Source organism: Brevibacterium sp. ZH18 (genome assembly GCF_022748595.1).
In the GTDB taxonomy this organism is placed as follows: Bacteria; Actinomycetota; Actinomycetes; order Actinomycetales; family Brevibacteriaceae; genus Brevibacterium.
Map to the genome: position 1 here is coordinate 1 of NZ_JALDSX010000016.1, position 13265 is coordinate 13265.

General features: G+C 63.8%; 8 protein-coding genes. 1 reads left to right on the forward strand and 7 read right to left on the reverse strand.

Features of this window, described 5'->3' with window-relative positions; translation table 11 throughout:
- Window positions 1-72: 72 nt before the first annotated feature.
- The 6 genes from MPN20_RS07970 to MPN20_RS07995 form a co-directional block, all read right to left on the reverse strand.
- Window positions 73-1560 (reverse strand): aldehyde dehydrogenase family protein, encoded by a 1488-nt coding sequence (locus tag MPN20_RS07970; protein WP_242780975.1) that lies wholly within the window; start codon window positions 1558-1560, stop codon window positions 73-75.
- Entirely contained in the window at window positions 1553-2458 is a 906-nt protein-coding gene (locus MPN20_RS07975; protein WP_242780976.1) for a dihydrodipicolinate synthase family protein, read from the reverse strand. The genes MPN20_RS07970 and MPN20_RS07975 overlap by 8 nt, the downstream gene beginning before the upstream one ends.
- A 244-nt stretch (window positions 2459-2702) precedes the next feature.
- On the reverse strand, window positions 2703-3500 hold the full coding sequence (locus MPN20_RS07980; RefSeq protein ID WP_242781066.1) for a Bax inhibitor-1/YccA family protein: 798 nt from the start codon (window positions 3498-3500) through the stop codon (window positions 2703-2705).
- A gap of 189 nt (window positions 3501-3689) precedes the next feature.
- Entirely contained in the window at window positions 3690-5273 is a 1584-nt protein-coding gene (locus MPN20_RS07985; RefSeq protein WP_242780977.1) for an AbgT family transporter, read from the reverse strand.
- Between the two features lie 279 nt (window positions 5274-5552).
- Entirely contained in the window at window positions 5553-6638 is a 1086-nt protein-coding gene (locus MPN20_RS07990; protein ID WP_242780978.1) for an inositol-3-phosphate synthase, read from the reverse strand.
- A 245-nt stretch (window positions 6639-6883) separates the two neighbouring features.
- Complete coding sequence (locus MPN20_RS07995) at window positions 6884-8476, reverse strand: peptide chain release factor 3 (protein ID WP_242780979.1); 1593 nt, start codon at window positions 8474-8476, stop codon at window positions 6884-6886.
- Between the two features lie 114 nt (window positions 8477-8590).
- On the opposite strand from MPN20_RS07995, the gene MPN20_RS08000 reads away from it, so the two are divergent.
- On the forward strand, window positions 8591-8950 hold the full coding sequence (locus MPN20_RS08000) for a hypothetical protein (protein ID WP_242780980.1): 360 nt from the start codon (window positions 8591-8593) through the stop codon (window positions 8948-8950).
- An 8-nt stretch (window positions 8951-8958) separates the two neighbouring features.
- Here the strand turns inward: MPN20_RS08000 and hrpA are convergent, their stop codons facing one another.
- Window positions 8959-13224 carry an ATP-dependent RNA helicase HrpA gene (gene hrpA, locus MPN20_RS08005; RefSeq protein WP_242780981.1) on the reverse strand — a complete coding sequence of 1422 codons (4266 nt, stop codon included), beginning with the start codon at window positions 13222-13224 and terminating at the stop codon, window positions 8959-8961.
- Between the last annotated feature and the right edge of the window lie 41 nt (window positions 13225-13265).

Consider the following 13265-nt stretch of genomic DNA (forward strand, 5'->3'; position numbering starts at 1 on the left):
TCGAGGTCCGCCGCTGTGTTGGTCATGGCTCAATCATAGTCGCCGCGCGGGCGCAGCTGCCGCGGCACCGATTCAGCTGCCGGATACCCAGACGGTCATCGATTCCTGGTAGGACTCCAGTGCTTCCGGACCATTGTCGCGGCCCCAGAACCCGGACTGGCGCAGACCGCCGAACGGAGTGGCCACGGTCCCCTCGCTGTAGCCGTTGATGGCCAGAGTCCCGACCCGGATGCGATCCGACCACCACTTGGCCATCGCCAGGTCCTCACACCACACCGTCGACGCAAGACCGTACTGGTCGTCGTTGATGGCACGCACGGCCTCGTCCCGGGAAGAAACTCTCAGCAGGGACGTGACGGGCCCGAAGATCTCGCCGCGGCCCAGTTCGCTGTCGGTCGGAACGCCCTCCACGATGGTCGGCGGGTACCAATTGCCCGCTTCAGGCACCTGAGCGGGATCATTGATGACGGTGGCTCCCTTGCCCACAGCTTCGTCAACCCATGTGGTGATGCGGTCGCGGGACGCCGCAGTGATGACCGGCCCCACATCTGTGCCTTCGCTCAGCGGGTCGCCGAGTGCGAGCTTCGCGGTCGCTGCCACAAGGGCATCCCGGAACTGCTGGAAGCGCTCCTCATCGTCGCCGACGACGATCACCCGCGACGAGGCTGTGCAGTTCTGTCCGCTGGTGCCGAAGGCCGCTCCCACCACGTCTGCGGCAATCGCTGCGAAGTCGCTGGCGTAGTCGACGTCGACGATGTATCCGGCGCGACCGCCGAGTTCGAGCGACACCTTCTTGAGGTTCGACTTCGCGGAGGATTCGAGGAACGACCGGCCGACCGGTCCTGAGCCTGTGAAGGTCAGGGCGTCGACGTCCGGGTGCAGGCCCAGTGCTCGCCCGACGGTCCTACCTGTGCCGGTGAGCACGTTGACGACGCCGGAGGGGACTCCTGCGGCCGCGGCCAGTTCAGCGAACCAGAGTGCGCTGAGTGTGGATTCCTCGGATGGCTTGATCACCATCGAATTGCCTGCGGCCAGCGCAGGAGCGACCTTCCAACCGAGCATGGCGATCGGGTAGTTCCACGGGAGGACCGCACCGACGACACCGATGGGGATCTTCTTCACCCATCCCCAGCCGTTCCCGTTCTGGAGGAAGCGTCCTTCATCTCTGGAGATGAGATCAGCGAAGAAGCGCAGGTTGTCGACGAAGTCCGGTACGTCTTCGTCGCGGCTTCCGGCGAAGACTTTGCCCGCCTCGACCGCGTCGAGATAAGCGATCTCTTCGGTGTTCTCCGCGACCAACTCCGCGAGACGGCGCAGGACCGCAGCCCGGTGGTCGGCGTCTTGCGCCCATGGCCCTGAGGTGAAGGCCTGGCGCGCTGCGTGCACAGCCTGGTCCACTTGGTCGGCTGTCGCCTCCGAAAGCGTGCCGAGCACCTCACCGCTTGCCGGTGATCGCAGCTGCACTCCGGGACCTGCTCCGGTGGTCCGCCGTCCGCCGATGTGGAGTCCTCGATCGCCCTCGAGCAGCTGCTGGAGTGCCGTGTTTCCCGACTCAGACATGGAGGGCCCTTCCTTCGATCCCGTCGATCGTGCTCAGCAGCGCGTCGACTGATTCGGTGTCGACGCTCGGCAGCGGCGGGCGCACCGGCCCCTGTTCGGCACCTCGACGACTGAGTGCGGCTTTGATGAGAGAGATGAAGGCCGGGTTGTCCTCGATCTGACCCAAAGCCGCACCGAGGCCCTTCCACAGTTCGATTGCCTCACCCCACCGGCCGTCGCGGGACAGATCCCACAGACGCTGGCACTGCTCAGGCAGCAGCCAGGCCGAGGCCGCCACCCACCCGCTGGCGCCTTGGGAGAATCCTTCCAAGGCGATGCCATCGGCGCCGATGAACACTTCGACCTCGTCACCGAGTGCCGCCCGCAGCTCCCGAACCCGGGTGGCTGCTCCCGACGTCTCCTTGACGCTCCAGAAGCTTCCCGTGTCGAGCAGCTCGACGAGGTGGGACGGCTGCAGGTCGGTCCCTGTCGAATGCGGATTGTTGTAGACCATCACCGGCAGTTCCGACGCGGCCATCACGATCCGCAGCGCGGCAATTGCTGCCTCCGGCGGCAGACCACCGTAGAAGGGAGGGGTGATCATCGCGGCGTCGGCACCCAATGCTGCGGCTTCGGCGATGAGTTCGGACATCTCTGCGGGCGCGTAGGCCATGCAGCCGACGACGACGGGGGCTCGGCCGGCGGCCGCCTCGACCACTGCGCGGACCTGCGACTCGCGTTCGTCTCGGCTCAGAGCCAGCGCCTCACCTGTCGCTCCCAGACAGAGGATTCCGCCGATGCCGGTGTCGAGGGCGTGCTCAACCCCGGCAGCCAACTGCTCAAGGTTCTGTGTTCCGTCCGCGTTGTACGGCGTTGTGGGCACGGCGAAGACTCCGTGCATCCGGTGCTGATTCGACATTGAATCTCCCTCATTCGCATCTGCGTCGGTCGCTTCGCGCCGACACCTTTGACAATAGAGAAGAGCGCGACCAGGAGCAATGACCGACCTGCAGGTGAGATGGCAGATCCGTGCAGCTGAGAACGGATCCACTTGCAGCAGGTGGGACGATCTCGCCCGCGACATGCAGAAGGGGCGGATCCCGTGATCGAGATCCGCCCCTTCAGATGCGTATGAACTGCTGCGTCTGTGTCCCGGACTGGGACTAGTTCCTGAAGTAGGAGAGGAGGCGCAGAATTTCGATGTAGAGCCACACGAGAGTGACCATGAGGGAGAATGCGCACATCCAGGAGTACTTCTCCGGGATCTGCTGCTTCACGCCCTGCTCGATCATCTGGAAGTCCATAATCAAGGTCATGGCAGCAAGCACTGTGGCGACGATGCCGATGATGACGCCCAAGGGCATCGAGATGCCCATGATGTTGATCTCGACAGCTCGCGCCCCACCGGTGCCGGTGAACATGGCGATGCCGAAGTTGATGAGCGAGAAGATCGCGTAGCCGCCGACGGCGATGAACATGAACTTCTTCATCTTCGAGCCGTAGCGCACGCCCTTGAACTTGAAGAGGGCGAGCATCACGCCGAAGACGCAGAGCGTGGCGAGCACAGCCTGGACGACGATGCCCGAGAACTGCGATTCGAACAGCGCGGAGATACCGCCGAGGAACACACCTTCGAAAGCGGCATACCCGATGATCAGGGCCTTGCTCGGTTCCTTCTTGAAGGCGTTGACCAAGCCGAGGACCAACGCGATGAGCATTGCGGGGAAAGCCAAGGGCGGAACGAACCAGCCGACGACGGCAGCGGCGAGAAGAATGGCGAAGAGCACACCGGTCTTCATCATCACATCGTCATAGGTCATGGCGCGGTCAGCGACCGGGCGACCTGTGTTGCGGTTCTGCGCGGCAGGCTGGTTGAACAGGTTGTTCAGTTCCTGGTCGGACATGACCGGGCCCTTGTTACGGCCGGCCTGGACTCCCTCATTGAGAGTCCGCTTCATCATAGGGTTACTCACGGTCGAGATCCTTTCGATCTGAGTAGGTTGCCCGCCACGGCAAAACGTCGCGCGGGGGTCTATTCACGGTTCCAGTGTAGTGGTCTGCCCTGGATACTGACTGAGGGCGAGGCCTGCTGAGAACGAGCGTTACGTGATCGTAACGCCTGAGCAGCGCCGCACTATTCCCCGTCAGCCTCAGCCCATGTGGTAGCTCGTAGCAGCACCTGGACCCCACGGGATTCCTGTAGCCCACCAGACGAAGAACAGCAGTCCCCACAAGATGAACATCGCGAACGAGAGAGGGATGGTGAACGACAGCACTGTGCCGATGCCCGCGTCGCGCTTATACCGCTGGATGAAGCCGAGCACGACGACGAAATACGGGCTCATCGGGGAGATGATGTTCGTCGTCGAATCGCCGATGCGGTAGAGGGCCTGAGTGGTCTCGGGTGAGATCGACAGGAGCATGAACATCGGCACGAGGACCGGTGCCATGAGGGTCCACAATCCCGATCCCGAGGTGAGGAACAGCGCACCGAGCGCCACGAGCACCCACCCGCCGAGGAGGATGACGAGGGTCCCGGTGTTGAGCGAGCCGAAGAACTCGGCACCGCGGATCGCAAGGATCTCACCGAGGCTCGACATCTTGAACAGTGCAAGGAACTGGCTGGCAGCGAAGAAGAGCACGATGACCGGGACGAAGGGAAGGAGTCCCTTGCCCATCATGTCCGGAATATCCGAGGTCTTCTTGATCGATCCGGTGGCGTATCCGTAGACGATGCCGACGATGAAGAAGCCGAACCCGATGATGGCCGCAATGCCGCCCATCAGTCCCGATTCAGGACCGAAGCTGCCGGCCTCGTCACGCAGGAAGGAATCCTTCGGCCAGGCGAGGAGGAACAGGAGGGCAGCACACGCGATGATGGAGGCCACGGCGATGACCATGCCGCGCTTCTCGTTGGAGTCCAGCGCCATCTTCACGTCGAAGTTGTCCGGGTCGTTCTCATCCGGTTCGTCGAGTTCGATCATGTCTGCGCGCTTCGACAGCACCAACTCGGTCATGATGGTCACGGCAGCAGCGACGACGAACATCGACACGAAGTTGAAGTAGAAATTCGCAACGGGGCTGACCACGTAGTCCGGGTCGATGATCTGAGCGGCCGTGGTGGAGAGTCCGCCGAGGATGGTGTCGAGCGAGTTGACCATGGGCGCGGCAGAGTAGCCGCCGGAGGTGGCGGCGTAGGCGACGAGGCAGCCGAGCAGCGGATTGCGTCCCACCGCTTTGAACGCGAGTCCGCCCAGCGGAATCATGATCATGTAGGAGGCATCCGAGGCGATCGACGAGGCGGTGCCGGCCAGGGCGACGATGAACGTGATCCACTTCGGAGAGGCCCCGGCGATGGTGCCGCGCAGCATCGCCGGGATGAGCCCGGACTGCTCAGCCACGGCAACGCCGAGGAGGACGATGAGCACCAGGCCGAGCGCGGGGAACGTGACGAAGTTGTCCGTGGCTCCGGCGACGATCGCACGCAGTGATTCCGTGCTGAAGAGATTGGTCACCGTCACCGTCTTATCGGTGGCCGGATTGACTGCGCTCAGTCCGGTCGCAGAGAAGATGGCTGAGAGCACCATGACCACAACAGCCAGCGAGAGGAACAGCCAGAACGGATGCGGAAGTCTGTTGCCCGCCTTCTCGATGATGACCAGCAGGCGCATGAGCCCGCTGAGTTCATTCGTTTGGGTGGTCGTGTTGTCGGTGGCAGCGGCATTGCGCGACATCGATGCTCCTCGGTCATTCAGCACGCCGATCGATCGGACCGGCACGTTGGTGGCGTCCACGAAATATGGCACAGCTCACGTCAGCAAGGTTCTAGTTTTATCGACAACAGGTGTTGCGGCGAGAGGATCTCATATTCTGGATCGGCACCGGCATCAGTCGAGGCGATCAGGCCCGCCGAGTGGGAATGACCGCGTGAGCATACGACCCGCTCCGGAATGCACGATGCCGGCCGCACATGATGTGCGACCGGCATCGTCAGCGATTGTCTGACTCCTGAGTCAGCGCTCGACGTCTCCGCGGATGAAGGCCTCGACGGCCTCGTGACCGGCGTCGTCGTCCTGCTGCTCAGGGGGCGACTTCATGAAGTAGGAGGACGCCGAGATCAAGGCGCCGCCGATTCCACGGTCGAGACCGATCTTCGCGGCGCGCACAGCGTCGATGATGACTCCGGCCGAGTTCGGGGAGTCCCAGACTTCGAGCTTGTACTCAAGGGATACGGGTGCATCGCCGAAGTTGCGACCTTCGAGACGGACGAATGCCCACTTGCGATCGTCGAGCCACTCGACGTAGTCGCTGGGTCCGATGTGGACGTTGCGCGCGGGCAGATCGGCAGTCGTATTCGACGTCACGGCCTGCGTCTTCGAGATCTTCTTCGACTCGAGACGCTTGCGCTCGAGCATGTTCTTGAAGTCCATGTTGCCGCCGACGTTGAGCTGGTAGGTCCGGTCGAGGACGACACCGCGGTCTTCGAAGAGCTTGGCCATCACACGGTGGGTGATGGTCGCACCGAGCTGGCTCTTTATGTCGTCGCCGACGATCGGCACGCCGGCCGCCCGGAACTTGTCGTCCCATTCCTTCGTGCCTGCGATGAAGACCGGCAGGGCATTGACGAAGGCGACCTTCGCGTCGATTGCGGCCTGGGCGTAGTATTCGACGGCCTGCTGTGAACCGACGGGCAGGTAGCAGACGAGCACATCGGCCTTCGCGTCGCGCAGTGCCTGAGCCACATCAACGGGTTCGACGTCGGATTCGACGATCGTCTCGCGGTAGTACTCCCCCAGCCCATCCAGGGTCGGGCCGCGCTTGACCTCGACGCCTGTCGGCGGCACATCGGCGAGTTTGATCGTGTTGTTCTCACTGGCCGTGATCGCCTCGGCGATGTCGGTTCCGACCTTCTTGCCGTCGACATCGAAGGCAGTGACGAATTCGATATCACCGACGTGATACTCCCCGAACTCAACGTGCATGAGTCCCGGAACCTTTGTTCCTGGGGCCGCATCCCGGTAATACTCAACACCTTGGATCAGGGAAGAGGCGCAGTTGCCCAATCCGGCAATCGCGACTCGAATCGTTTTCGTTCCCACGTCTGTGATTTCTCCTTTGTCGTTTCAGGTTTCCCTGAGTGTCAGGTCTCCTGAGGATTCAAGGGGTTTCGAACCTCAGATATTCCTGACGGGGTCTGCATTTCGATCAGACCCAACTATTCATCTTAATATCCTCGTCAAAACGGCGAGGCATGTGAACGATGGCACTGCTGCCCGGCCGTCCGGGTGCCTGACCCGCTCGTCCGGGAGCCTGACCCGGTCGCCCGGGAGCCCCGGTGTCGTCATCAGCTGACGACGAGCGGCTCCAGAACCAAGTCCGGGTGGTTCTTCTGCACGCCCTGCAGACGCCACCTGTCGGAGAACAGCGCTAGCAGTTCCCCATCGGAGCGGCTGAGGACTTCAACCGAACGTTCCCGGGCCAGAGTCGGAACGCATTCCGGCGTGGTCCGTCGGGCCAGTGAGAAGTTGAGCCGCTCGAGCGCGCACGGCGCATGGAATTCGTTGATCATCCGATCCTCGGCGACCTCGAACTGCATCGGTCCGACCGCGCCGAGAACCGGCGCCTGATCGCCGCGCAGGTCCGAGCGAAGCACCTGGATGACGCCCTCGTGGTCGAGCTGTTCGATGCCGCGGCGAAACTGCTTGTACTTCGAGGAGTCCTTGGCGCGGATGACCATGAAGTGCTCGGGCGAGAACGTCGGGATACCCGGGAACTCGACCTTCTTGTCGAGGTAGAGCGAGTCGCCCACACGCAGCGCACTGGCGTTGACGAGTCCGACGACGTCTCCGGGGAACGCCTCGTCGACGACATCGCGGTCGCGGCCGAAGACCTGCTGCGCGTACTTCGTGGCGAAGGGTTTTCCGGTTGCGGCATGGGTGAGCACGGAGCCACGTTCGAAGACGCCGGAGCAGACGCGGATGTAGGCGAGTCGGTCACGGTGGTTCGAATCCATGCCGGCCTGAACCTTGAAGACGAAGCCGGAGAACGGGTCGGCCACGTCACGGGGCTCGCCGGTCTTGTCCTCGCGCGCTTCGGCGGCGGGAGCCAGATCGACGAGCATGTCGAGGAGTTTGTGGATGCCGAAGTTGAGTACCGCGGAGGCGAACATCACCGGGGTGGACTTACCTGCCAGGAAGGTCTCCTGATCGTGGTTCTGGTCCTCCATCTCGAGCAGCTCGGACTCGTCGACAGCAGTCTGCCACGCATCGCCTTCGAGATCGGCAGCCTTCTCCGGACTGAAGGTCTCCTCACCGGCGATGGTCGCTCCGCCGTCGGTGCGCGCGTACTTCGTGTAGTCGCCGGTGACACGGTCGAGCACACCGCGGAAGTCTCCGGACTGTCCAACGGGCCACGTCAGAGGGGTGGGCAGGAGTCCTGTGCGCTCCTGAACTTCGTCCATGAGCTCAAGCGCGTCGAGGCCGGGGCGGTCCCACTTGTTGACCACGGTGATGATGGGGATGTTGCGGTGGGCACAGACTTCGAAGAGCTTCATCGTCTGAGCCTCAAGGCCCTTCGCCGCGTCGATGAGCATGACCGCGCAGTCGACTGCGGAGAGAACGCGGTAGGTGTCCTCGGAGAAGTCGGCGTGGCCGGGGGTATCGACGAGGTTGAACACCGCATCCCGGTACTCGAACTGCAGAGCCGCCGAAGAGATCGAGATCCCGCGGTCTTGCTCCATCTTCATCCAGTCAGAGACGGTCGCGCGGCGGCCGGCCTTTCCATGGGTGGCTCCGGCCTGACCGATTGCTCGCGCATGCAGGGCGAGCGCCTCGGTGGTCGTTGATTTACCCGCGTCGGGGTGCGAAATGACAGCGAACGTGCGGCGGCGAGCCGCCTGGGTTCGAATGTCCTTGTCAGAATAATGGCCAGAAGTCACCAAAATATCCTATCCCGCTTCTGCCCTCTGCCGCGTGTCCGGTCAGTCACAGTCGTCTGAGATCGTGTTTCGCATCCAGCGTCCTGTCGGATTCTGCCTCTATGCTGGTGGGCGATGACTGAGGAATTTGTTGAATATGCCGGCCGCTCGGAGCCCAGGGAACGTTGGCTCAAGGCCCTGCCGCTCATTCTCGCAGCGGTGCTCGGAATCCCCTGCCTGGTGTATGCGATCTTGTTCTCAATCTCGATTGCGCAGGTGACGAAGTACATCTTCGACATCGGAACCTCCGGGTGGGAGGCCATCGGCCTGGTGCTGCTCAGCCTCTCCGGCGCATTCAGCATCATCTTCTATCTCGCGTTCCTCTTCATCGGCACCCGCAGGCGGACATGGAAATGGCGCATCTGGTGGGCCGTGGCCGCCTTCCTCGCCGCAGCAGCTCTGCCGATCTGGTGGCTGTTCGCCGACTTCCTGTAGATCGAGGTCTACAGCTGCGCGAGAGCCTTCGCGATCCGCTTCTCCGACACCGGGTGGGCGGTTCCCAATGAGTTCGCATAGAGACTGACGCGCAGCTCCTCGAGCATGACGATCACCTCGCGCCAAATGCTGGGCACCGCTGCGATCCGAGTCGCCCAGTCGGCCTTTGCCAGGTCCGGGAACCGCTTGGCGACCTTCTTCGCCACCTCATCCTCACTGCCGGAGACGCGGTCCATGAGCTGTTTGTCCCGACTCGGCGAATTCTGCATCCCATCGACGCGCTGGACGTGAGCACGGACCCAGCGCGGCAGGTCGCGAAGCATCTGCGGAGTCATCGCCGCCACCGCGTGCCCGGAGACCCGGGAGCCGCGCCAGGCCTGCACATCGGCCAAGTTGGACAGGATCGTCAGCGACGACGCCTTCGACACAAGCCGATCCAGCTCTGTCGTCGAGCGCAGAGCCTTCATCAGGTACTGCAGCAGAGCAGAACACGCGACCGGCAGTGCCGCCTGGACGGTCTTGTCGAGGCGGTCGAATTGCTGCGTGTCCGCCACCCATGCCGTTTCGGCCGGTCCCAGTGCGGATTCGACCTCACCGCGGACACCGACTCTGAGCAGGGCGGTGAGCAGCTCTTCCGACGTCTTCTGGTGTCCGGCAAGGACGAGCTTCTCATCGGTCGTCAGTCCGTCGCGCAGGTACTTCAGCGCCTCGTTCGCCCGCAGGCTCAGCAGTGTGATGAGCCCCTCGCGGGTGGCCAGTCGAGCTTGGAGCGCAGTGTCGAAGGCGACGAAATCGACGCTCGTGCCCCGATCGGCAAGACCGGGGATCGCACCGGCGTCTGCCTCGTCCGGGTCGGCAAGAGATCCGAAGGACCACGAGGTCAGACCGGTCTTCGTGCTGAATGCGACCTGCTTCTGCCGGGCCTTGCGCACCTGCGGCTTGGCCTTCGTCGTCAGCTTCGCCAGGTCCTCGCCGAGGCCCACGGTCGTGGTCCCGTCGATGACGCGGAAGCGGATCCGCAGGTGGTCGGGGATCCGGTCGCGGTCGAAGTCTGCGGCGGACACGGTGATGGGCACCAGATCCTGCAGGCCTCCCCCACCGGCACGTTCGCTCAGATGGGCGGCGAGCACCTCCGGCAGGCTGCCCCGGTACGGCGTGAGGTTGGGCAAGATGTCGCGGGCGACGTCGGGGGCTGGCACGAAGTAACGGCGTTTGCTCTTCGGCAGCGACCGGATATAGGCGGCGACGAGTTCTTCACGCAGGCCGGGGACCTGCCAGGAGAACTCATCCGCATCGACCACCGGCACCGAGGCTGCAGGCAGTTCCACGGTCACCCCGTCCTCCGTGCTGCCCGGGTCGAAGGAGTACCGCAGCTTCGCCATCGTTCCGTCGCCCAGTTCCCATTCCATCGGGAAATCGTCGGCCACCGAGGCGGTCAGCTCCTCGCTGTCATCGCTGAGCAGCACCGAGGTTGTGAGGTCGAGGATGTGCGGGTCGCGCCGTTTCTGCTTCTTCCACCAGGAGCGGAAGTCCGCCGCCGAGGTGACGGTGGACGGCACCCGCTCATCGAAGAACTCGAAGAGCGCATCGTCCTGATCGAGAACACGTCTGTTGCGTGTGCGGGAGGCAAGGTCCTCGGCCTCTTCGATGACCGCCTGATTGTGTTCGAGGAAGGCGAATCGCTCATGCCAGTCACCTTCGATGAGACCTTTGCGGATGAACATGTCACGGGCGGCTTCTTGGTCGAAGGTGCCATAGCCGACACGGCGGTCGCTGACGAGGGTGACGCCGTAGAGTGAGATCTTCTCGTAGACCATCGATCCGCCGGCCTTCGTCGACCAGTGCGGGTCCGAATACTGCCTGTTCACGAGGTCACCGGCAGCTTCGACAACCCAGTCGGGTTCGATCGCGGCCACTGTGCGCGCCCACAGCCTGGAGGTTTCGACGAGTTCGGCGGCCATGACGAAGTCGGGCTTCTTCTTGAACAGCCCGGAGCCGGGGAAGATCGCGAAGCGGGTCCCGCGGGCACCTTGGTAATCCTTGTTCCGCTCGGACCGGGAGCCGATCATCGACAGCAGTCCGGCCAGCAGTGCGCGGTGGATGGCCGCTGCATGCGGATCGAGTCGAGCGCTGGCAGCGCTCTGACCCGAGGCGGCTTCATCGTTGGCCACGCCGTTCTTCTTCGCGCTGCGTTTGGCTGCGCTGAGTTCAGCGAATCCGATCTTGCCGTTCGACGTCGGCAGCGCCGCGGCGGCACCCGAGCCCTTCGCCTTCGCACCTTCACCACCACGCGACGACCCCCGGCCTCCGGACGATGAGCCTGTGCCTCGCCTACCGGCACCTCTTCCCGCCTCGGTGAGGGCCGCGTCAGCACCAGTCTCAGCGTCGGCGGGACGCCAGACGGACTTGTTGATGCGGATTCCGGCGGACCCGAGCAGGGAGCGCAGCTGGCCGACGAGGTCCTGCCATTCGCGGATGCGCACGAAGTTGAGGAACTCGGCCTTGCACTGGCGGCGGAACTTCGAACTCGTCAGCGCTGCCTGCTGATCATCAAGGTAGTTCCACAGGTTGAGGTAGGACAGGAAGTCGCTTCCCGAATGGGTGAACCGGGCATGCTTCTCGTCAGCTGCGGCCCTGACCTCGGTCGGACGTTCGCGCGGGTCCTGAATGGACAGAGCAGCGACGATCACGGTGATCTCTCCCCCGCATCCCGCCTCGGCGCCGGCGATGATCATCCGCGCCAGACGCGGATCGACCGGGAGCAGGGACAGCTGTCGGCCGGTCGGCGTGATCGTCGTGGTGCCGGCTGCGTCACTGGTCAGAGCTCCGAGCTCGGCCAGGAGTGTGCGGCCGTCGCGGACAGCTTTGGCCTCGGGCGGAGTGAGGAACGGGAACTCGAGGATCTCTTTGTCACTCGAGGCGAACCCGAGGTCGGTCATCTGGAGGATGACGCTGGCCAGGTTCGTCCGCAGGATCTCAGGATCGGTGAATTCGGGTCGGGAGTCGAAGTCGGCTTCCGAGTACAGACGGATGCAGATGCCGTCGCTGGTGCGCCCCGACCGGCCCTTGCGCTGGTTGGCGCTCGCCTGGGAGATGCGTTCGATGGGCAAGCGCTGGACGCGGGTGCGGTTCGAATACCGGGAGATGCGGGCCGTGCCGACGTCGATGACGTATTTGATGCCGGGGACCGTCAGTGAGGTTTCGGCGACGTTCGTGGCCAGGACGATGCGCGGACGCGAGTGGGGTTTGAAGACCTTCTGCTGCTCCCCTGCGGACAGGCGGGCGAAGAGCGGAACGACCTCCCAGCTGCTCAGTCGGGTGCGCCTGCGCAGATGATCTTCGAGGGCATCGGCGGTGTCGCGGATCTCGCGCTCGCCGGAGAGAAAGACGAGGATGTCACCCGGCTCCTCCTTGCTGAGTTCGTCGACGGCGGCGATGATGCCGTCGGTCTGCTCCTCGACTCCGGTCTCGAAGCTGCCGGACTCCCCCGGACCGTCGACGTCGTCGTCCTCTTCGTCGTCGACGAGCGGGCGGTAGCGGACCTCGACGGGATAGGTCCGGCCTTCGACCTCGATGATCGGCGCATCGTCGAAGTGAGCTGAGAAGGACTGCGGGTCGATCGTCGCCGAGGTGATGATGACCTTGAGGTCCGGCCGTTTGCCGAGGACCTCTTTGAGATAGCCGAGGAGGAAGTCGATGTTGAGGCTGCGTTCGTGGGCCTCGTCGATGATGATGACTTCGTAGTCGCGCAGCAGCTTGTCGCGGGAGAGTTCGGAGAGCAGAATGCCGTCGGTCATGACCTTCACGCGGGTCGAGTCGGCGACCTGCGCGGTGAAGCGCACCTGGTAGCCGATGGTCCCGCCGAGGTCTTCGCCGAGTTCGTCAGCGATGCGCTCAGCCACAGTCCTGGCAGCGATGCGCCGCGGCTGAGTGTGGCCGATGAGTCCGTTGACGCCGAGCCCCAGCTCAAGGCAGATCTTCGGCAGCTGGGTGGTCTTTCCCGACCCGGTCTCGCCAGCGATGATGACGACCTGGTTGTCGCGGACCGCCGCGGCGATCTCGTCCTTCGCCGCGCTGACGGGCAGGTCAGGCGGATAGGTGACCTGAACGTCCTGTGCCTCGCGCGCGGTTTTCAGACGGGCCCGACGCTCGCGGTGGTGGGCGCCTGAAGTCTTGCCGCGCGGATTCTTGTGCCGCCGCTTCGAGGGCTGCGAGCGCGCCGTCGACGGCTCGGGCGCATGCTGCGTCGGATGTGCTGGGTTCTCATGTGCCATTTCATGTCCCAGCTTAGCGTCTGCCCCCGCCGAGGCGGTGG

Coding starts and splice junctions, on each gene's coding strand:
- MPN20_RS07970 (WP_242780975.1), bottom strand. CDS start 1,560: ATGTCTGAGTCGGGAAACACGGCACTCCAGCAGCTGCTCGAGGGCGAT.
- MPN20_RS08000 (WP_242780980.1), top strand. CDS start 8,591: ATGACTGAGGAATTTGTTGAATATGCCGGCCGCTCGGAGCCCAGGGAA.
- MPN20_RS07980 (WP_242781066.1), bottom strand. CDS start 3,500: ATGATGAAGCGGACTCTCAATGAGGGAGTCCAGGCCGGCCGTAACAAG.
- hrpA (WP_242780981.1), bottom strand. CDS start 13,224: ATGGCACATGAGAACCCAGCACATCCGACGCAGCATGCGCCCGAGCCG.
- MPN20_RS07975 (WP_242780976.1), bottom strand. CDS start 2,458: ATGTCGAATCAGCACCGGATGCACGGAGTCTTCGCCGTGCCCACAACG.
- MPN20_RS07985 (WP_242780977.1), bottom strand. CDS start 5,273: ATGTCGCGCAATGCCGCTGCCACCGACAACACGACCACCCAAACGAAT.